Genomic DNA, 20,347 nt, shown 5'->3' with positions numbered 1-20,347 from the left:
GTTAAGCACTCGCTTATTCAATGATGAACATTGGCTGGTCGAATTCTACAGGGTCTTGGTTTTCAACCAAGATTGCCTTAACCACACCTGCTTTGTCTGCTTCAATTTGGTTCATCATCTTCATCGCTTCAACGATACAAAGTGTGTCGCCAACTTTTACTTGCTGACCCACTTCTGCAAACGGTTTTGCCGTTGGTGAAGATGCACGGTAGAAGGTACCTACCATTGGAGACTTAACAACGTGACCGTCTGGCTGTGCTGGCTCTGCCGGTGCTTCAGACGCAGTGGTAGCGGCCGCTGCAGGCGCAGGTGCCATTTGCGGTGCAGCAGGAGCTGCAAAGCTGTAATTCATTGGCGCTTGAACACCCGTTGGGCCACGGTGGATGCGTACAGACTCTTCGCCTTCAGTGATCTCTAGCTCGGCAATGCCAGATTCTTCCACTAGTTCGATGAGTTTTTTAATCTTTCTAATATCCATGTTCTGTCTCTGCTCTATTTTGGCGATTTCGGTAAATTGATTGCTGCAGTCAACGCGAGCGAATAGCCCATGGCACCAAGGCCAACAATGACGCCAGCTGCAACATCAGAAAAATAAGAATGATGACGAAAAGGTTCACGAGCGTGAACGTTCGACAAATGCACTTCAATAAACGGGATATTGACACTTAATAACGCATCGCGAAGGGCGACACTGGTGTGCGTGAAGGCAGCAGGATTAATAATAATGGCATCAACAGTTCCCATAGCAGCATGTACGCGGTCGATCAGTTCAAACTCGGCGTTTGACTGAAAATGCGTTAAGGTCACGTTGCTTGACGCGGCCTGCGCCTGCAAATCATCTACAATGTCTTGCAAGGTTTGTGTGCCGTATTTGTCGGGTTCTCTTTGGCCTAACATATTCAAGTTAGGGCCGTTCAATAACAAAATATTCATCTAGTTTGCTGCTATCTTCGGGAAAATGTCACGGTTATTGTCATTTCAACAAACTTTTGTGACAGTTGCACGAAAAAAAGCCAATTTATTTGCTCGTTTATTGCGTTAATTAGTGATTATAGAGATAGCAAAAGATTTCGCAGCAAAATACTGGTCTAATCAGGTGTTTTCGGTGCAAAGTTTATTAGGTGGTTTGTTCAGTCGATGTGTGTTCAACCGCATCATGCTGCACTCTCAGAAGGCGTTAGTTAAAGTAATGCTGGCGGTTTTAATTGATATTACTGATGAAGTATTGTTGTAAATGCTAAGGTGTGGCTTTTGTTGAAGCGCTTTCTAGAGAAAACGGCACACTCACGTATTTACCATGAAATTTGGCGACATATATGCCAAAGTGAAGATGGGGTAAGGAAGAAAACCCCGTATTGCCGGTGTAACCAATAAGTTGCCCGCGCTTTATAGCTTGTCCTCTTGTTACCACAACGCTTTTATATTTCAGGTGGTAGTACTCGCCGGTGGTTCCGTCGTTATGAAGAATAACCACATAGTTAGCGTGTTTAGCAAACTTCGGCGTTGGTCCGCCTTTCGTGCCGTCATCTTTCGTGTCGATCACTACCCCTTCTCTGGCGGCTAAAATAGGGGTTCCTACAGGCGCGGCAAAATCGAGAGCATACCTTGACGCACCAGAATGACTGAAGCTCCCGTTAAAGCCTTGAACAATGCGGTATTCGCCAGCAGGCTGTAGCGGTGATAGATACGTATAGGCATTGTCGTGTACAGCGTCTATGCGCCCCACCGTCCATTTAACGCGCATAGACGCCCAAAACGCATCGGCATTTTTTACCACGCCAAGGGGCACTTGATCGTCGGTATCTAAAAACGCGTTAACGTGGGCTTTTGATTTAAGCGCCTCATTGCCTGTAGGGATACCTTGCAAAACAGGAGAATAAAGGGTTAAGGCTACTGGCAAGTCTACTTTTCTTTGGACTGAGACCAAATAAAGAGAGGAAGACGAAGGCGTTAGCGCAAAACAAAAGCGTTTGTCATCAAAGCACCCCGTGGTTTTCGCTGCTACTGATAGGGAAAAAGTGAGCGAAATTAACAAGAAAGCCAGCATTGAAGCCAACCTTCTTTTCTGAAACCCGTCTCTACCCAAAATAAAAAGAGCGGCGCTTCGCACCGCTCGCCATACTCGCCATATGAGAAGAGGAAAGGCCTCGAATCGAAGCGCCTTAATCCAAGCGACCACTTGGACCGTCATTAATGTTAGACCCATTCTTAAGCCACTGGTTTACATGATCGGCAAAAGCATCTGCCTTCATAAATCCGGTGACACGGGCCCTAGTTAGTTCGTCGCCGTCTTCGTCAAAGAACAAGATAGTGGGCAAACCTAAAACGCTAAAGGTGTCAAAAATCTCCTGGCGCTCTGGTGTGTTATCGGTAAGGTCCATTTGCATCCATACCGTATTGCTAAGTGCAGATACCACTTGCTCGTCTGGGAAGGTGTACTTTTCAAATTCCTTACAGGCAACGCACCAGTCGGCGTACAAATCGACCATCACGGTTTTACCTTGTGCGTTAGCCGCCGCTATTTTATTACGTAAGTCTGCCAAATCTCGCGCAACAACAAAGTCCGGGTGCCCTGCGTGAACACCATCAGCGTGTTCGCCCCAAAGTCCGGTGTTGAGCCCAGCTTGATAGGTAAGGCCAGCACTTCCCATAATGCCCATTGCAACCCCAACAGCACGTACAAGCTTCATGAGCGAATTTTTGCTGGCGCGATTGAGTACCCAGTAATAACCGAATAAACCAAAACCTAGCAAGCCCCACAGGAAGCCAGTGGCAGGGCTATTGTATAAACGTTCTATAAACACAATGGCTACCGCAAGCATCATAAAGCCAAAGGTGACTTTAACCACATTCATCCAGTTACCCGCTTTAGGCAGCAGCTTACCGCCCGTCATACCGAACAGAATAAGCGGAACGCCCATACCTATACTAAGCAAATAAAGGGAAATGAAGCCTAAGGTCATATCGCCAGTTTGGGCGATGAATAGTAATATGCCGGTTAGCGGCGCAGTAGTGCAGGGCGATGCAATAAGACCAGACAATACACCCATAATAAACACCCCTGCGAAACTGCCGGGCGTTTGATTGTTACTCATGTGAGTGAGCTTTTCTTGATACTTTGCTGGCAGCTGAATTTCAAAACCGCCAAACAGAGCAACGGCTAGCGCCACAAATAGCACAATGAACACGCCGAGTACTACAGGGTGCTGTAGCGCAGCCTGAAACTGCGCGCCGGCTACTGCGACCACTAAGCCAAGCAGCGAGTAGGTGATCGCCATACCTTGAACGTAGACAAAGGTTAGCCAGAATGAATGCGATGCGGTTTTAGGCTTGCCTTGACCAATCACAATACCCGACACAATGGGGTACATTGGGAATACGCAAGGCGTAAAAGCTAAGCCTACGCCTAGTGCAAAAAATAGCGCTAAAGTGAGCGCGAGGTTATCTTTATCGATTAGCCTTTGCGCCAAATCGAATTGCTCGCTTTGTGAAGATGTCAATGCGTTGTTTGATTCTGAGGCTGTACCTGTATTAGCAACGGCACTACTGCCTACTTCATTTAAATATACAACTTTCACAGTAGGCGGGTAGCAAAGCCCTGCGTCAGCACAGCCCTGATAGCGAATTTTAACCACGCCATCATCGCCTGACGACACAATAGGCAAAGTAATAGATACGCTCTTATAAAATACTTCAGACTCGCCGAAAAACTCATCTTCAATAATTACGCCAGTGGGGTACACAGGCTCGCCGACTTCAGCTTCTTTAGCCACAAACTTGAATTGTTTTAGGTACAGATAATAGCCATCGGCAATATCGAAGCTTACCGTAAGCACATCGCCTTTTTGATTGAAATCGAACGTAAACGCTTGGTCTACATCTAAAAACTGAGGTTCATCTGCAAAAGGGTCGTCAAATGCACTTGGCACCTGTGCAAAGGCGAACGCGCTTAATAACGTCATTAAACAAAATGCTGAAAGTACATAAGCGCTAAAGCGACGGAGCAATAAAGCTGACGGTGCGCCTGATACCAGAGAAAGTGTTGTCATAAAATTACGTTTCATTTTTTATCTTTTTTTATGTTGTCGTTATTCTTTGTACCAATACATGCTGTATTAGCGTTGCAGCGTGGTTTGTAACCACTGGCCGTAGGCGCCGCTGGCTTCTGCGTTAAGTTCTAACCACTCAGGCACATCGTAAGGGTGTAGTTCGTTTACTTTATCAAAGGCTTGTAACACATGTTGTGTATTCGTTTTAATGAGCAACTGGCATTCCGTGTCGGTTTCTACGTTACCCTGCCACTCGTAAACCGACTTGATGCCCTTAATAATATTAACGCAGGCAGCAAGCTTACTGTTGACAAGCGAGCTGGCAATTAACTCGGCTGTTTTTTCATCGGGTGTTGTACACAATACAAGCTTTATTGTCATTAACTACTCCTAACCATTACGCGCAGTATGCCGTATGAGCGCAGTGCTGTGAATTAGACCTCATAACCCACATTATTCTTTCACAGCATTAGTCTATCAAGGTCGTTATCGGTCGCTTTATGTCGCTATTTAAGCGTAAGCGCGGGCACCTTTTCTTGTTATTACGTACAAAGACCCTATAACAGCTTATGAATACATGAAAGAGGAAGCATTTTGCGGGTTTTATTTTTACTGTTTGCCCTATTACCTATTTTAGAAATTGCGCTGTTAATAAACGTAGGCAGCGTGATTGGTGGTTGGAATACTGTTGGTTTAGTCATTCTTTCTGCTTTTATTGGCGCTTATTTTGTTAAACGTGAAGGCGTGAGTACATTGCAAACTGCGCAAGAAAAAATGCAGCGCAACGAAGTACCAGGAAAAGAGCTGGTTGAAGGTTTAATGCTGGTGGTCGCGGGTATTTTACTTGTAACGCCAGGCTTTATTACCGATATTTTCGGCTTCTTATTGGCAATGCCTGGCTCTCGTCATTTCTTTGCTGCTCAGGTCAGTAAGCACATGAAAATGCGTGTTGTTGCTCCGGGCATGGGGCCGGGAACTGCAGGCTTCGGCCAAGGTCAGTCTCCGTTTGGGCAGCATCCATTTGGTGAGCGTCCACGCTCGAACAATAACGATGGTGATGTGTTTGAAGGCGAGTATACCGACCATACCACCAACGACCCAGATAAACGCTTGAAATAGCAAGCCCAAACACCCTCTCAGTCAGGTTATGAGCGCCGTTTACCAAGATAAACGGCGTTTACTTGCCTAATAAAAATAAGTATTTAGCGAAAAAACCAATTTTTTTACATTTTTTTGCTTAAAAACCCTTGAAGTTATCTGGGTACTACCCCATCTATCCGTGCAGAAACGATTTTAACTGCTCAGCAATGAGCAACCCAGGCACACAACATTCGGACAGTCTGAATGTTGGTAATCACATAAACTTGAATAGTGGAATTTTCAGGAGACTTGAAAATGGCAATTCGTCCTTTACACGACCGCGTAATCCTTAAGCGCGCAGAGCAAGAAAGCAAATCTGCAGGCGGTATCGTTCTGACTGGTTCTGCAGCAGAAAAATCTACACGCGGCGAAGTAATCGCAGTAGGTAACGGTCGCATTCTTGAGAACGGCGAAGTTAAAGCGCTAGACGTTAAAGTAGGCGACACCGTTATTTTCAACGACGGTTACGGTGTTAAAACAGAAAAGCTGGATGGTGAAGAAGTACTAATCCTAAGCGAAAGCGACATTCTAGCGATTGTTGAGTAATTACAACTAACGTTAAAACGAATTTTAGAGGAATTTAATCATGGCAGCTAAAGAAGTACGTTTTGGTGATGACGCTCGCAGCAAAATGCTAAAAGGCGTAAACACACTAGCTAACGCAGTTAAAGTAACACTAGGTCCAAAAGGCCGTAACGTTGTTTTAGACAAGTCTTTCGGTGCACCGACTATCACTAAAGATGGTGTGTCTGTAGCGAAAGAAATCGAGCTTGAAGACAAGTTCGAGAACATGGGCGCTCAAATGGTAAAAGAAGTAGCGTCTAAAGCGAACGACGAAGCGGGTGACGGTACTACTACTGCTACTGTACTTGCGCAAGCAATCGTTACTGAAGGTCTTAAGAGCGTTGCAGCGGGTATGAACCCAATGGATCTTAAGCGCGGTATCGACAAAGCGGTTACGGCAGCAGTTGAAGAGCTTAAAGCCCTTTCTACTGACTGTGCAGACAGCAAGTCTATTGCTCAAGTAGGTACTATCTCTGCAAACTCTGATTCAGAAGTTGGCGACATCATTGCTCAAGCAATGGAAAAAGTAGGTAAAGAAGGTGTTATCACTGTAGAAGAAGGTCAGGCACTTCAAAACGAACTAGACGTTGTTGAAGGTATGCAGTTCGACCGCGGTTACCTATCTCCATACTTCATCAACAACCAAGAAAACGGTACTGTTGAACTAGACAACCCGTTCATCCTATTGGTTGATAAGAAGATTTCTAACATCCGCGAACTACTTCCTACCCTTGAAGGCGTAGCGAAAGCAGGTAAGCCGCTTATGATCATCGCTGAAGATGTTGAAGGCGAAGCGCTTGCTACACTAGTAGTGAACAACATGCGCGGTATTGTTAAAGTTGCAGCGGTTAAAGCTCCTGGTTTTGGTGACCGTCGTAAAGCAATGCTTCAAGACATCGCTATCCTAACTGGCGGTACAGTAATCTCTGAAGAGATTGGTCTAGACCTTGAAAAAGTTCAGCTTGAAGACTTAGGTACTGCGAAACGCGTAGTTATCAACAAAGACAACACAACTGTTGTTGACGGTAACGGCGACCAAGAAGCGATTGAAGGCCGTTGTGCTCAAATCAAAGGTCAAATTGAAGAGTCTTCGTCTGACTACGACAAAGAGAAGCTTCAAGAGCGCCTAGCTAAGCTTTCAGGCGGTGTTGCAGTTATTAAAGTGGGTGCAGCAACTGAAGTTGAAATGAAAGAGAAGAAAGACCGCGTAGAAGATGCTCTACACGCAACGCGTGCAGCGGTTGAAGAAGGCGTAGTACCTGGTGGTGGTGTAGCACTAGTTCGCGCAGCAGCTAAACTTGCTGACCTAACTGGCGACAACGACGATCAAACAGTAGGTATTAAGCTTGCACTACGTGCAATGGAAGCGCCGCTACGTCAAATCTCTATCAACTCAGGTGCAGAAGCGTCAGTTGTAGTTAACGAAGTGAAGAACGGTGAAGGTAACTACGGTTACAACGCAGGTAACGACACTTACGGCGACATGCTTGAGATGGGTATCCTTGACCCAACTAAAGTAACGCGCTCTGCACTACAGTTCGCATCTTCAATTGCTTCACTTATGATCACGACTGAAGCAATGGTAGCTGAACTACCTAAAGAAGAAGCAGCACCTGCAATGCCTGACATGGGCGGCATGGGCGGTATGGGCGGCATGATGTAATCAACTGCTGTCTCTCATAGTCCTTTTAAATCAAGGGTTTATGTTTGATGTATACAGTTAAGTATACGCAAATGTAGACAATGATGTAGGACGAAAAGAAGCTTTAAGAAAGGCGTTGGGTTTGTACTCAACGCCTTTTTTTGTTTCAACTAGTGAAACTTTTACCGAAAACACTCATAGTAAGCGTTCTAGCTAATTAGAGAGTGGAATGCTATGAAAGTTGTTTTTTCTCATGGTAAAGAAAGTGGCCCCTGGGGGCGAAAAATTAAGGTGCTTGCTGATATTGCAACGCGCAAAGGGTTTGTAGTTGAAAGCATCGACTATACCGATTCTTTAGATCCTGATGTTCGAGTGAAACGTCTTGATGACTATCTTAGTAAAGAAAAAAGTGCCTGTGTGCTGGTAGGTTCAAGCATGGGCGGGTACGTCAGTGCAGTGAACTCGGTTACTCACAATGTCAAAGGCTTATTTCTGTTGGCGCCGGCGCTGTATATGCCGAATTATCAAATACACCACTATCCCGTAAACTGCAAAACTGTCGTTGTCCACGGTTGGAGCGATAACGTGATCCCCTCATCAAACTCAGTTCAATTCGCACAGGAAGCTAAAGCAACGCTTCATATTCTTGAAGGTGACCATAGTCTAACGGCAGCACTACCTGAAATAAGTATATGGTTTGAACAATTTCTTGAGGGCGTGTCACCATAACAGTGACACCACAGCTTTAGATGCCTAATGAAGGCTGTGTTGTGTCAATTTTTCACTGAATTTCAGCAAATCTTCGAGTATTTCCACAAGCTGGGCGCTTGAGTTTGAATTAGCGTTATTCTTTATGGACGCGCTTACCGCGTCCATACTACCTGCTACTAAGTGTTTCATTAAGTTTCGGTCGCTTTCAGACAATTGTGTTATCGCTCCATTGTTTGCTATCAGAGTGGTAACAAGTTGGTGCACCTGCTGATAAAAGGCTTGATCCTCAAATAATCGAGGATCATCCCACATCATCAATGCTTGAAGCGCAAGTTTACTCATTTTCTTCCGCGTGTTTTGACTTAAAAACGGGATTGTTTTTATGCCTGTCTTTATCGCGACTGGTTTTCTTATTCATGTTGCGTGCAAAAGCGCTATCTAAATCAATGCCCATTTGATTAGCCAAACAAACAGCAATAAATAGGACATCGGATAGCTCATCGGCAATGGCTGTTTTTACACAAGCAGGCCGTTCACCTGGTTTAAAAGACTGCTGCCCGTATTCGCGACCAATTAATCTGGCTACTTCGCCGGTCTCTTCGATGAGATTCGATAAATTGGTCATTTCATCGAAGTAATCAACACCAACGCTTTTTATCCATTTATCAACTTGCTGCTGTACGAGGTACAAACAAGTGTTTTCTTGTTCATTTTCGCTTGTTATTTCTTCCATCAATTCTTCCAAAGTGGGTTCCTCGTGAGGCTTTAGATAAATACTATCGTTGTGTTTCTTAAGAAATGTTTTGAATTCACTTACAAAATAGGTATAGCACTGAGCAGGAGAACCCATCGTGTTAAAGCGTGTGATAAGTTCATCATCAGAGGATATTACTTGTGCAACCATTTTCATCCCTTGCGCATTTTCAAACATGAGCTGCTTTTTTTGCTCAGTTTTAACTGATTCAATGAACAACTTAAACCTATGTGAGGATGCATTAAGTACACCTGAGGTTGCCAGTAACAATACAGGGTTTGTCTGAGCGTCGCGGGGTATCCTAAAACAAAAGTAGTCACTTGCTATTCTATCCATCTGCATTCTCCTAAAGCGTATTCGAGAGTAACAAAAAGGTCTGATCACCAAAGCCAATCCAGCTACCGCTCTTTGCGTCTATGGTTTTATCTGAGGTGGGGTCATACCAGCCCAAGAGTCTGCTTGGATTAAGTGAATAAATACGTTTAACACCGTTATCTAAAACGTGAAGTTTGCCGATTGCTATACCTTTGTTGTTACGAATGAACTGCATAATGTTTTCCTCATTTCGTTTGCACAACCCGCACTGTATCTAGTAAATGAGACGTTTTTTGTCTCATTCTTAATTGTTCTGTGTGCAAATTTCCGAGAACAATTAGCCCTCTCAATTTAACGCTATCGCGATTGCTCGCACCTAGATCTAGTTATATGCTGTGTTGTTTATACGCGGAAGTTTCATTCAATGAACGATGTTAAGCTTGTTGTTGTCGCCATCCTTTTTTCAATTTCGTTTGCCGCGGGACATAGGGAAGAGTTTGTGCCAGCTGTCGTTAAAAAAGGCGCAGGGCATAGAGATACGGATTCATCAGAATTTTCACAACCAAAACCTCAACAACAGCCGTCAACATCATCTACGCATACTTCACAACGGGAAAGTCAGCGTCAAGCTGAGCTTCAAACGCCTGAATTTTTGACGCCAGTGCATCGCAAAAAATATATTCTTCGGGGGGATGCCTGTACTGCCCCCGATTTAGGAAAAATTGAAGACACCAGCAGTATTGATGTTACAGATTTTTTTACGCTTACTATTAACGGAGACGCCGTTACCTCAGAGTTTGAAAAAGCGTTATCCCATAAACTGTGGCTGGTTTTTCGAATGTACGGAGTATTAATTGGCAATAAAAATCTTCGTCGTATTGCATTTACTTTTACCGTTTTAAAAAGTCGTGATGATTACGAGAGTGAAGTAGAGAAGCTTTCCCCCACGTTAACATCAACACAAGGCGTATATTCCAGTAAAACGGTCTCGGCTATTGTTAATTATAAAAACGAACAGCAAGCGCTTCGCACGGCTACTCATGAGGCAGTTCATGCGCTAAATCACGCGTTTATTGGTGCTACACCTAACTGGTTGAATGAAGGATTAGCAGAGTACTTTGAGATGATGACTACAACTGCGCAACTGCCAGAAGTTACCCCTAATTTTTCTTGGTTAGATGCCGAATATCGTTTTCGATATACGGCTCACGACTTTGTAATATTAGTAAACTCAGAACACATATGGCATAACGGCCCTCGCATTGAAACATCGATACTATACGCAAACAGTTGGTATTGGATGTTTTATCTTATGTCGTCGAATGAAGGGCTTAATGCACTTGCTCAACTTTTAAAAAGAGAAAGCGCTTCGCCCTGTTCGGTTATGAGTGCAGAACAAACGCTCCGTTTTTTATCAGAACTGTTGCCCTATCTAGAGTCAGACTTTAGAGCGTGGGAATATGGCGATTTAGGCGATCATCGTTTCCATATTCTCCATGAAAATGAGGAATAACAAAGCGCAGTTATGCATGTGTCTCTTTTATCGAAACTACTTACTACGCAGGTCATTTACGCTTCACTCGCCTTGTCCACAAGCCTGCGCAAAGAAACGTTAATAGCCACGTTAATGCGCCGCCCCCTGAAGTGCTTTTGGGGGAGCCACTTTCTTGGTTTAACCTTGAAACGGTAACCTGCAATACCTTACTTTGTTCAGCTTGGCCATCAGATACCGTAAATTCGATGGGAAATGTGGTATCAGCCAATGAGTTGGGTATTTCAAAGCGAAAGGTAGGATCGGTAACATCTAGTTGTTCGTCTAGCGACAAGACCGCGCTTTTTGCATGCAATGTTAATCGGTCTTTGTTTTCGTCACTTATAGTGTAGGAAATGTTTTGATCGCTGCCAGCTTTTGCATTTAGCGTTGCGCTAGATAATGAAAGTGTAGGCGCGACGTTCACGGGCTCGATACCAACAGCAATCTGTTGTCGAATGGTTTTACCGCCACTTTTTGCGATGAAAGCAAAGCCAACAAAGGTTTTAGTGTATACCTCAGGTGCAACAAAGCTAAATGCGTTCTCTTGGGTAACTAGCTCTGTATCAGGGCCCATAAATTGACGATAGTTAATCGTTGCTGTGTCTTGGGCGTGAGCAACCTGCCAGCTCACAGTAACAGTGTCGCCCGCCTTTGCATCAGTATCTGATGAAGCGAGGTTAATAGCGAAACGTGATGCGACGCGCTCTTCTGGCAATAGGTATTGGTCGGCAGGCTTACCAATCGTGTCAACATTAAACGCACCGGTGCGATAATCTGGGTTTTCTAGCGGTAGCGCAGCCCCCGCGTTATCTAAATAGCTAGACAATATGCTGTCTAATTCTAAGAGTTTATCTGGTCTTAATTGGGATAGATTATTTGCCTCGCCCACATCTTGACTAATGTTGTAAAGAGCGTAGCGGTGAATGTCAGACGTTCCATAGTAGAAGGTTTTTATTAACTTCCAACCGTCGTAAATTATTGTTGCAGATGGCGGTAGCCAGTCAGGGATACGTGGCATAGTGGGGTAGTAAGTGATGATGGGGCGAGGGGCTAGAGTCTCACCTTGCAGCACAGGGCGAATATCGTCCCCATCAACAATATGCTCAGAAGGAGTATCAATATTTAAGCCGTTGAGCAGTGTGGGATAGAAGTCCACCGTTTGTATTGGCGTGGCTGAAAGCGTGTTGGTTTGCGTTAGCCCTGGCCAAATAATAAATGTAGGAACGCGACTCCCCCCGTCGAATTGCGTTGCTTTTCCACCGCGTAATGGAAAATTACTGGTAGGGTGTATTTCTCCCAAAACATCGTACATGTTTCCACCGTTATCCGATGTAAAAACAATAATGGTGTCGTTTTCTATTCCAGCGTCTACTAGCGCGCTATACAAAATAGCTATAGCATCGTCGAAGTGCTTAATCATGGCTGCATAAGTAGCGCTTCGCTGGCTGTTATACGGGCTGCGTTTTTCGATAAAGTGGTTTACGTCATTTTGATTAGCATCAAAAGGGGCATGCACAGAAAACGGCCAAAAATTGACAAAGAAAGGGCCGCTTGTGTGGTTATTTAAGATCCATTGTCTTGCTTCTTTTGCCAACCGCGCATCAATATGCTCGCCTGGTTCCGTAGGCACAAGATTTGGTGCAAAACGCCATGGTGCGAAATACCCACCATAGGGCCCAGAACCGCTGAAATGGGGAATGTCTATGTCGAAACCATGTTCCAGTGCGCTGTATGGAGAGTCGCCTAGATGCCACTTACCAAAATGTGCTGTTTTATAATTTTGAGATTTCAGTACTTTGGCCAATGTGGGAATAGCAGTATCAAGGCGCGTAGCAGTAAGTGGTGCCGTTGATGGTTGGTTGCTTGGCCCACGTTGTCTTTCTGATGCATTAAGCCTAACCGCAGGTGTTTCAATATTCGGATTCAAAATACCGTGGCGCGCTGGCGTTTGCCCAGTAAGGATTGACGCGCGAGTGGGGGAACATAATGGGCTGTTGCTGAACGCATGAGTAAATGTCATGCCTTTTTGAGCAAGTGCATCGATGTTAGGCGTTTCGTAAAATGTATTTTCTTGATAAATAGATGTGTCGTTCCAACCGAGATCATCCGCCAATATAAATATGATATTTTTCGGTTGTGCTCCCCAAGCTGCATAAGCCTGAATCATGATAAATAAAAAAACAATTAGCGGTCGCATGTCACTCCGTTGAAGCTTTGCTTGGTGTTAATGCGATAGATAATAACAAGATAAATAGTTTTTGCCCGCTGGTTTCTCTCGCGTCACGCTAAAAAAAGGGTACAAGCGGTAAACCTTTACTCACTTACTCCTACAATGATAATGCGTTACAATTACAATCTTGTGGCACTTACTTACAGGCTGATTAATGGCAACAGCGTCTGCTATCCATATTTTGGTGAAAACTGAAAAAGAAGCACTTTCAATACTAGAGCAACTGAAGAAAGGCAAAGACTTTGCTACGTTAGCAAAGCGTTATTCTACCTGCCCATCAGGAAAGCGTGGCGGTGATCTTGGTGAATTCCGTCGCGGCCAAATGGTAAAAGCTTTCGACGATGTAGTGTTTAAAAAAGACGTACTAAAAGTGCATGGCCCGGTGAAAACCCGGTTTGGCTATCATCTTATTAAAACGCTTTACCGCAGTAATTAATGTCTAAATGGCCAAGGCTGCCGAAACTCCCATTAGGAACAAATCAGGCACCGTTATACTAGTTTGATGTATTGCTCAATGAGTTTCCTGGCTCCCATTTTTCACCGCATACCACATCTTGAGTGAAAATGGCGTAAGGGCTGGTGGTGTCGTGAAGTGAACTGCGCAGCGCTGCGCCATGGTCTACCGAAATAAAAGGGGTTTCAGAGGCCTTTCCTTGTGCGTCCAGCATGAAATACTCACTGGTGTAGCTAGTAAGTATCATGCGTTTGTTGTAACCCATATCGCTTAACCGAACCCGGGTAATGGCTTTAAATTTAGCGTCTGAATTGGCAAGGCTGACAATCTTCTTAAAAAAGTAGCCTTTGTCAGATTGCAGTTGTGAAAACCCGTTTAACGTGTTTATTAATGTTTTTAAATCTATTGCCTCGCGCTGCAGCATAAAGTCGTGATGAATGGTGTTGCCATCCTTTCTAAGGCTGTCTTTTGAGGGGGCTTTCCCGGCAGTATAGGCTTGCTCTGCCTCTAATGAAGAAAGCGTCTCTTGCCCCTTATCTGCATAGTGAACCAGTGCGCTTGTGTTCATGTTCACGTAGTAGTCGCTTATCCCCGCTGGTACTACTTCAAATAACATAACATCAGGCGTGACCACCGCGCGTTCTTCGGGGGCTTGAGGGCCTTTGGCAGCGCATTTGTCAGAAATAAAATAATAGTATTGCCCAGCTTCTATGGCGCTAACCGATTGTGAAAAAACATACGTGGCTAACACTATTGTTTTTAACGCATGAAACGGTTTTTTTGAAAACATCAAACGTTCGCTCTTCTGCTCGCTTTGAACGTATTGTAAGTGCTGCGAGCGCAAACTAATAGGTCAGTCGAGGGTTTTATTGAATCTGCGCTATTTGGGTGGCGCTTTATTTTCTAGGGCTTCTATTTCTTTCCACAGCGTTTCCGATTGCGCTGTAAGTAAAGAATAGGTTTTGATGTCACCATTGCGCTGTGCGTGCATTGCTTTTTCAAGTAGCGCATCGTATTGCTTGCGAAGCTTTTTTGTAGGGTTAGACTTAAATAGACCAAACATGAACATCCCCTTTTTAATATAGGCTACCCATTAACGTAAAAACACGGCGTTTTGATCACTTTACGCCTCTTGCTACACACCTTTACTCCTGCATAAAAATTAACCACTTTTTCTTTTATTCACAGAATTTATGTGTGCTTATCAATGGTATTTTTTCTTTGTATGCCAGTTTTATATAAATATTAGTTATGAGACGTAAGTAAATGATACTGGTTATCGATGTCTGTATCGCGTAGTTTCGCTTTTAATTCGCGTAAATAGTAAGCGAATTCTGGTGTCTAGGTGGGCAATAGATAAATAAGAATGTTGCCGGTTCAGGTTTTGATTTTGCCTGAGAATGTTAGGCATAAGCGAATTAAATGGCTTTAAGGTCGCGTATTAGTGTCATTCTCAACAAAGCCGGAACGTGAGGAGAAGCGTGTGAAAATCATAATTTTAAATGAATCTAAAGCACCAGATCCCCTTAATAAGGTGGAGAAACGGTGTGCAGCTACCCCGAGTAGTGCGCAGCGCTTGGTGAAAAAGGGAGCAACACTGCTATTAGAAAGCGGAGCAGGATTGAACTCAGGCTATTCAGACAGCGAATATAGCGAAGTTGGTGCAGTAGTGATTGATGATGTGAATGACGCATTATCAGACGCTGATATGGTAGTAACAGTAAATAAACCCACGGAAGCACAGCTGGGGTTGATGAAAAAAGGGGCCATCGTGGTGGGTCACCTTGACCCTTTCTTTCAGCAGCCGCTCATTGAGTCTTTAGCGACAAAAGGGTTAACCGCCATATCGGTTGAAATGATACCGCGCTCGTCACGCGCACAGAAAATGGACGCATTGAGTTCCCAAGCGAGTCTTGCCGGTTACGTTATGGTCATGCAGGCTGCTAATCAGCTCCCTTCTATTTTGCCTATGATGATGACGCCTTCTGGCACCATCAAGCCAGCGAAAGTTTTTATTATTGGTGCTGGAGTTGCGGGCCTTCAGGCTATAGCGACGGCAAAACGTTTAGGTGCCAACGTGCTTGCCTACGATACTCGCCCGGTTGTGGCTGAACAAGTTGAGTCTTTGGGAGGTAAATTTCTCAAGATTGATATTGGTGAGACTGGTCAAACAAAAGATGGCTACGCCAAAGAGTTAACCGACGAACAAAAGGCCAAGCAGCAAGAAGCGCAGCGTGATGCCATTGCTGATTCAGATATTGTTATTACCACAGCCCAGTTATTCGGGCGCAAGCCGCCGGTATTAATTTCCAAGGAAACGCTGGCGTTGATGAAGCCTGGTAGTGTAGTGGTCGATATGGCCGCAACATCAGGCGGAAATGTGGAAGGTTCGGTACCTGGCGAAACTGTTGAAATAAATGGTGTGAAAGTAATTGGTAATGGCTATTGGAGCCAGTTTGTGGCTAAAGCCGCCACCGACATGTACGCCAACAATATTTATAACTTGGTGGACGAATTCTTCGATAACGAAACCAAAACATTCGGTTTGAATTTGGACGATGACATTTTAGCCGGATGTGTAATTACACACGAAGGCAAAATAACCAATGACATGCTTAATAACGCTTACAAAGGGGCCTAATTATGGAAATCATTTACTTACTTTTCATCGTGCTACTTGCTGCGTTTTTAGGGTTTGAGCTTATTCGTAAAGTGCCCGCAACGTTGCATACGCCTTTGATGTCTGGCTCAAATGCTATTTCGGGAATTACTTTGGTGGGCGCTTTAGCAGCGTCGGGTAGTGACAATAGCCTGCTTACAACGATATTAGGTACAGCGGCGGTCGCTCTAGCCAGCATCAACGTAGTGGGCGGTTACTTAGTAACCGACCGCATGTTGAGCATGTTCAAGAAAAAAGATAAATAAGGGGTACGCTAGTGAATGATATCGTAACGGTAATAAACCTAGCGTACGTAGTTGCTGCTGCACTATTTATTCTTGGTCTAAAACTTTTAAGCCATCCAGATACGGCTAAAAAAGGTAACGTTGTTTCTGCTATCGGTATGCTTGTTGCCGTAGTAGTCACGTTGCTTGATCAGCAAATTATAAGCTATCACTACATCCTTCTCGGCTTTGTAATTGGTGGTGCATTTGGGGCGTGGAAAGCAAAAACGGTAGAGATGACCGCAATGCCTGAGATGGTGTCACTGTTTAATGGCTTTGGCGGTGCAGCGTCCCTACTGCTGGGATGGGCTACGCTCACGAGTATGGGGCCTATGGCACGAGAAACCCAAGGCGTATTTACTTTTGTAACGCTGTTTCTCACCATTTTAGTTGGTGGAATTACGTTCTCTGGGTCAGTGGTGGCGTGGGGTAAGCTCTCGGGCAAGATGAACTCTAAAGCGGTTATTTTCACCGGTTTGCGCGAACTTAGCATTCTGCATTTGATCGGTATGGCAGTGATTGGCTACTTTTTTGCAACGGATCCAAGCAACCCAGTGTGGATTTATTGCGCTATTGCACTGTCACTAAGCTTCGGATTGTGGGCTACCATTTCAATAGGTGGTGCCGACATGCCGGTGGTGATAGCACTGCTAAATAGTTATTCGGGCGTGGCCGCATCGGCAGCAGGCTTGGCAACTGGAAATACTATTTTGATTGTAACGGGCCTATTGGTGGGGGCTTCGGGTCTTATACTAACCAACATCATGTGTAAGGCAATGAATCGCTCGTTAATGAACGTGCTTCTATCTGGCTTCGCTAAACCTGTTGAAGCGGGTGAAAAGATTGAAGGCGAGATAAAGATCCTGTCTGCGCAAGACGCATTTTATGTGCTAGAAGCAGCGCAAGCGGTGCTTGTTGTTCCAGGGTACGGGATGGCAGTAGCTCAAGCGCAGCATGCCGTGCGTGAGCTTCAGTCGCTTTTGGAAGACAACGGTTGTACGGTTGATTACGCCATTCATGCGGTTGCAGGGCGAATGCCTGGACATATGAATGTATTGTTAGCGGAAGCCGATGTGCCTTACGATCAGCTTTACGAAATGGACGACGTGAACCCTCGTATGGAAAACTATGACGTAGTCATTGTTATTGGCGCCAATGACGTTGTTAACCCAGCTGCGAAAGAAATGAAGGGTAGCCCTATCTATGGAATGCCGGTAATAGAAGCGTATCGCGCAAAAACCGTATTTGTGCTTAAACGCTCCGCAAATGCAGGGTTCGCTGGAGTAGATAATCCTCTGTTTTTCAAAGACAACACTCGCATGGTCTTGGGTGATGCAAAAGATACAATTAATAGCATTATTCGAGAGTTTGGCGACGATTAAGCCTTTACCGGGTAATTCGTAGCTAGAGGCCAACATTGTTGGCCTCTTTTATTTAAGTTGTAGTTAATGTGTAACTTCCCTACTATGCAAAAGGAAAAGTCAGTGCACTTAACGCCAGTTTGAGACGAATTATGACGCGCCCCTCTAGCTACAATATAGAGCAGTTTAAAAATTGTATTCTGGTCACCCTCCGTGGCAATTGGACAATGGCGACCAATATTCAGTATCTCGCTGTCATGGCCGAAGAAATCAACAAACGTAAGGGGCGCCCTTTTCATCTCATTGTTGATATGCGTTCATGGCAAATTCCCACTGCGAAGTCTTTCACGCAAATGAAGGCCGCTATCAAAATAGACAGACGTAATCAGGTTAGTGAACTTTGGCTAGAAGATGATGAGACCAACGCGGATCACGTTGCACAAAAATTTTTCGCTGAAACCAAATTCACGCTAAGCCGTACAAAGAGTGTCACAGATTTCATAGAACAATGTGCACAAAAAGCCGATGACAGCGTAGTGCAATACGTTAAAATATGGCTTTCCAATAATTGAACTAGACTTTAGTTCGATAAACAAAATTCGTCGCGACAATAGATATTTTACATCACGCTACGTGTTGTGTTGTCTATAATACGCTGCTTGTTTTCGCACTTACTATGCTAGGTATTGGCCTAGCCCATTTACTTACAGGTGAATAAATTGTCAGATTGGAGCATCGAAGAAGCAGAGCGCGTCTATGGCGTGTCTCAATGGGGTGGCGGTTATTTTCAAATTGGTGAAAATGGCAACGTTCATATAACCCCTGTTCCTGAAGATCCTAGCATCCGAATCGACTTTAACTCGGTGATAGAAGATATCCGTAAAGAAGGCGTGCAATTTCCCGTTGTGGTGCGTTTTCATGACGTTTTGCGTTCGCAAGTTGCCGGTTTAAATAAAGCGTTTAAAAGCACAATAGAAGAAGCTGAATACCAAGGTCAGTACCAAGGCGTTTACCCGGTTAAGGTAAACCAGATGCGCGAAGTGGTAGAAGAGATTGTAGACGCAGGTAAACCATTTAACTATGGCCTTGAAGCGGGTTCGAAAGCCGAACTACTTACCGTACTCGCCATGAATACAAATGAAGCGTCGCTGACTATATTAAACGGCTATAAAGACGATGAAGTGATGCGTCTAGCGCTGTTAGGAAGAAAATTGGGGCGTCGTGTGGTTGTGGTGGTAGAGAAGTTTACCGAGCTTCTCTTGCTGGTCAAAATCTCAAAAGAGTTAGACATTGAACCGATCATTGGCGTGCGCTCTAAAATGACAGTAAAAGGCCGTGGGAAGTGGGAGAGTTCTGGCGGTGAACGCGCGAAATTTGGGTTAACGATAACCGAAATTATTAATGCAGCGCGCTACCTTGAAGAGCAAGGCATGGCGCATTGTCTAAAGTTACTGCATTTCCATATTGGTAGTCAGCTTACAGACATACGTGCTGTTAAAGAGGCCATTACGGAAGGAGCACGCATTTATGCAGACCTTCACAAAATGGGGTTTGAACTAGACTACGTTGATGTAGGTGGCGGTCTTGGTATCGACTACGATGGCAGTAATTCAACGAATGAATCGTCGCGTAACTATAGCATGCAAGAGTACGTTGCCGATGTTGTTTACGGCATGAAAGAAATGTGCGACTTAGAGGGTGTACCTCATCCGCACCTTGTCAGCGAGAGCGGCCGCGCTATAACGGCACACCACAGCTGCGTGATCACTGAAATTGTGGGCGAAATAAAGTCTAATGCATCGCAAATGGATACGTCTGCAAAAGAAGGCGAGCACTTCTTTTTAAAGAACATGCGTGAGCTGGCTGATACTTTTGACCAGCAATCTAATATGCACGAAATATACAATGATGCATCGCAGTATAAAGAACAGGCGCTTGACGCGTTTAAACTTCGAGTATTGTCGTTGGAAGAGTTGGGTAAAATTGAAACGCTTTATTGGCAAATCATGGAGCGTCTTCAGCAGTGGTACCGCAATGAAGAGTATGTGCCAGAGGAACTGCAAGAGCTAGACTACAGCCTGTCGTCGCAGTATTTGTGCAACTTTTCTATATTTCAGTCAGCGGCCGACACATGGGCTATTGACCAGTTACTGCCGGTTGTTCCGCTTACTCGAATGAACGAAGAACCAACGGTTAACTGCTCGCTGGTTGATATAACCTGTGACAGCGATGGTAAAATTGACCAGTTTACTATTGGGCGTGAAATTACTGATGTTTTGCCTATGCACCCACTTAGAAAAGACGAGCCATATTACGTTGGTCTATTTTTGACTGGCGCATACCAAGACGTAATGGGTGACATGCACAATCTTTTTGGTCGCTTAAATGAAGTACACATTTACAGCTACGATGACGACCCTGAAGATTTCTATATTGAAGAAGTTGTGAAAGGCTCTTCGGTAGAAGATGTGTTAAATGTTATGCAGTACAACCCACGTGCAATGGCATCAGATGTTAAGCGTATGATAGATAAACAGGTGTGGGATGGTAAGTTGAATCCACGAGAAGGCGTTAGGTGGACCGACTTTTACGAAAGTTGCTTAGCTGGCTATACGTATTTAAAGCAGTAAAGGTTCGATAGGGTTTAAAA

General features: G+C 44.5%; 23 protein-coding genes. 12 read left to right on the top strand and 11 right to left on the bottom strand.

Going from position 1 to position 20,347, the window contains the following annotated elements; genetic code table 11:
• Positions 1–13 precede the first annotated feature (13 nt).
• Positions 14–478, bottom strand: coding sequence for an acetyl-CoA carboxylase biotin carboxyl carrier protein (gene accB / locus BK026_RS13950; protein ID WP_071816407.1), 465 nt, complete (start codon positions 476–478; stop codon positions 14–16).
• A 14-nt stretch (positions 479–492) separates the two neighbouring features.
• Positions 493–933 carry a type II 3-dehydroquinate dehydratase gene (gene aroQ / locus BK026_RS13945; protein WP_071816406.1) on the bottom strand — a complete coding sequence of 147 codons (441 nt, stop codon included), beginning with the start codon at positions 931–933 and terminating at the stop codon, positions 493–495.
• 172 nt (positions 934–1,105) lie between these two features.
• On the opposite strand from aroQ, the gene BK026_RS19845 reads away from it, so the two are divergent.
• Positions 1,106–1,234 carry a hypothetical protein gene (locus tag BK026_RS19845; RefSeq protein WP_256253817.1) on the top strand — a complete coding sequence of 43 codons (129 nt, stop codon included), beginning with the start codon at positions 1,106–1,108 and terminating at the stop codon, positions 1,232–1,234.
• Between the two features lie 3 nt (positions 1,235–1,237).
• On the opposite strand, the gene BK026_RS13935 is transcribed toward BK026_RS19845, so the two are convergent.
• From BK026_RS13935 to cutA, 3 genes are all read right to left on the bottom strand, one after another.
• Positions 1,238–2,047 (bottom strand): M23 family metallopeptidase, encoded by an 810-nt coding sequence (locus BK026_RS13935; protein WP_071816404.1) that lies wholly within the window; start codon positions 2,045–2,047, stop codon positions 1,238–1,240.
• A 115-nt stretch (positions 2,048–2,162) separates the two neighbouring features.
• On the bottom strand, positions 2,163–3,962 hold the full coding sequence (locus tag BK026_RS13930) for a protein-disulfide reductase DsbD (RefSeq protein ID WP_256253941.1): 1,800 nt from the start codon (positions 3,960–3,962) through the stop codon (positions 2,163–2,165).
• Positions 3,963–4,115: 153 nt separating this feature from the next.
• Positions 4,116–4,430: a divalent-cation tolerance protein CutA gene (cutA, locus tag BK026_RS13925; RefSeq protein WP_071816403.1), complete on the bottom strand. Its 315-nt coding sequence runs from the start codon at positions 4,428–4,430 to the stop codon at positions 4,116–4,118.
• A 213-nt stretch (positions 4,431–4,643) separates the two neighbouring features.
• Between cutA and BK026_RS13920 the strand changes: the two genes are divergently transcribed.
• The 4 genes from BK026_RS13920 to BK026_RS13905 all read left to right on the top strand — a co-directional run bounded on the left by BK026_RS13920 (position 4,644) and on the right by BK026_RS13905 (position 8,124).
• On the top strand, positions 4,644–5,168 hold the full coding sequence (locus BK026_RS13920) for an FxsA family protein (RefSeq protein ID WP_071816402.1): 525 nt from the start codon (positions 4,644–4,646) through the stop codon (positions 5,166–5,168).
• Between the two features lie 276 nt (positions 5,169–5,444).
• Positions 5,445–5,735, top strand: a complete 291-nt coding sequence (locus BK026_RS13915; RefSeq protein ID WP_012520088.1) for a co-chaperone GroES — start codon at positions 5,445–5,447, stop codon at positions 5,733–5,735.
• A 40-nt stretch (positions 5,736–5,775) separates the two neighbouring features.
• Positions 5,776–7,416 carry a chaperonin GroEL gene (gene groL / locus BK026_RS13910; RefSeq protein ID WP_071816401.1) on the top strand — a complete coding sequence of 547 codons (1,641 nt, stop codon included), beginning with the start codon at positions 5,776–5,778 and terminating at the stop codon, positions 7,414–7,416.
• A gap of 213 nt (positions 7,417–7,629) precedes the next feature.
• Positions 7,630–8,124 (top strand): YqiA/YcfP family alpha/beta fold hydrolase, encoded by a 495-nt coding sequence (locus BK026_RS13905; RefSeq protein WP_071816400.1) that lies wholly within the window; start codon positions 7,630–7,632, stop codon positions 8,122–8,124.
• 24 nt (positions 8,125–8,148) lie between these two features.
• On the opposite strand, the gene BK026_RS13900 is transcribed toward BK026_RS13905, so the two are convergent.
• From BK026_RS13900 to BK026_RS13890, 3 genes are read right to left on the bottom strand one after another with little or no spacing between them, the layout of a single operon-like run.
• On the bottom strand, positions 8,149–8,448 hold the full coding sequence (locus BK026_RS13900; RefSeq protein WP_071816399.1) for a hypothetical protein: 300 nt from the start codon (positions 8,446–8,448) through the stop codon (positions 8,149–8,151).
• Entirely contained in the window at positions 8,441–9,196 is a 756-nt protein-coding gene (locus BK026_RS19745) for a nucleotide pyrophosphohydrolase (RefSeq protein WP_218163406.1), read from the bottom strand. Before BK026_RS19745 ends, BK026_RS13900 begins: the two co-directional genes overlap by 8 nt.
• Positions 9,197–9,206: 10 nt before the next feature.
• On the bottom strand, positions 9,207–9,410 hold the full coding sequence (locus BK026_RS13890; RefSeq protein WP_071816398.1) for a hypothetical protein: 204 nt from the start codon (positions 9,408–9,410) through the stop codon (positions 9,207–9,209).
• Positions 9,411–9,599: 189 nt separating this feature from the next.
• On the opposite strand from BK026_RS13890, the gene BK026_RS13885 reads away from it, so the two are divergent.
• The gene (locus BK026_RS13885) at positions 9,600–10,688 is read left to right on the top strand and encodes a hypothetical protein (RefSeq protein ID WP_071816397.1); all 1,089 of its coding nucleotides are present in this window, start codon (positions 9,600–9,602) and stop codon (positions 10,686–10,688) included.
• A 52-nt stretch (positions 10,689–10,740) separates the two neighbouring features.
• On the opposite strand, the gene BK026_RS13880 is transcribed toward BK026_RS13885, so the two are convergent.
• Positions 10,741–12,906, bottom strand: a complete 2,166-nt coding sequence (locus tag BK026_RS13880) for a sulfatase (RefSeq protein ID WP_071816396.1) — start codon at positions 12,904–12,906, stop codon at positions 10,741–10,743.
• A gap of 187 nt (positions 12,907–13,093) precedes the next feature.
• On the opposite strand from BK026_RS13880, the gene ppiC reads away from it, so the two are divergent.
• A complete protein-coding gene (ppiC, locus tag BK026_RS13875) occupies positions 13,094–13,375 on the top strand; it encodes a peptidylprolyl isomerase PpiC (RefSeq protein WP_071816395.1) in 282 nt (93 codons plus the stop codon).
• A gap of 58 nt (positions 13,376–13,433) precedes the next feature.
• Here the strand turns inward: ppiC and BK026_RS13870 are convergent, their stop codons facing one another.
• Together BK026_RS13870 and BK026_RS13865 are read right to left on the bottom strand one after the other, a co-directional pair.
• Positions 13,434–14,183 carry a hypothetical protein gene (locus tag BK026_RS13870; RefSeq protein ID WP_071817666.1) on the bottom strand — a complete coding sequence of 250 codons (750 nt, stop codon included), beginning with the start codon at positions 14,181–14,183 and terminating at the stop codon, positions 13,434–13,436.
• Positions 14,184–14,273: 90 nt separating this feature from the next.
• Entirely contained in the window at positions 14,274–14,456 is a 183-nt protein-coding gene (locus BK026_RS13865) for a DUF6435 family protein (RefSeq protein ID WP_071816394.1), read from the bottom strand.
• Between the two features lie 420 nt (positions 14,457–14,876).
• Between BK026_RS13865 and BK026_RS13860 the strand changes: the two genes are divergently transcribed.
• From BK026_RS13860 to speA, 5 genes are all read left to right on the top strand, one after another.
• Complete coding sequence (locus BK026_RS13860; protein WP_071817665.1) at positions 14,877–16,034, top strand: NAD(P) transhydrogenase subunit alpha; 1,158 nt, start codon at positions 14,877–14,879, stop codon at positions 16,032–16,034.
• A gap of 2 nt (positions 16,035–16,036) precedes the next feature.
• Positions 16,037–16,318: an NAD(P) transhydrogenase subunit alpha gene (locus tag BK026_RS13855; protein ID WP_071816393.1), complete on the top strand. Its 282-nt coding sequence runs from the start codon at positions 16,037–16,039 to the stop codon at positions 16,316–16,318.
• An 11-nt stretch (positions 16,319–16,329) separates the two neighbouring features.
• On the top strand, positions 16,330–17,718 hold the full coding sequence (locus tag BK026_RS13850; protein ID WP_071816392.1) for an NAD(P)(+) transhydrogenase (Re/Si-specific) subunit beta: 1,389 nt from the start codon (positions 16,330–16,332) through the stop codon (positions 17,716–17,718).
• 131 nt (positions 17,719–17,849) lie between these two features.
• The gene (locus tag BK026_RS13845; protein ID WP_143142130.1) at positions 17,850–18,269 is read left to right on the top strand and encodes an arginine decarboxylase; all 420 of its coding nucleotides are present in this window, start codon (positions 17,850–17,852) and stop codon (positions 18,267–18,269) included.
• Positions 18,270–18,416: 147 nt separating this feature from the next.
• On the top strand, positions 18,417–20,327 hold the full coding sequence (speA, locus tag BK026_RS13840) for a biosynthetic arginine decarboxylase (RefSeq protein WP_083575095.1): 1,911 nt from the start codon (positions 18,417–18,419) through the stop codon (positions 20,325–20,327).
• Positions 20,328–20,347 lie beyond the last annotated feature (20 nt).

This window comes from Alteromonas sp. V450 (genome assembly GCF_001885075.1).
Classification (GTDB): Bacteria; Pseudomonadota; Gammaproteobacteria; order Enterobacterales; family Alteromonadaceae; genus Alteromonas.
Note: the sequence above shows the minus strand (reverse complement) of the source record. Positions and strands in the feature narration are given on the sequence as shown.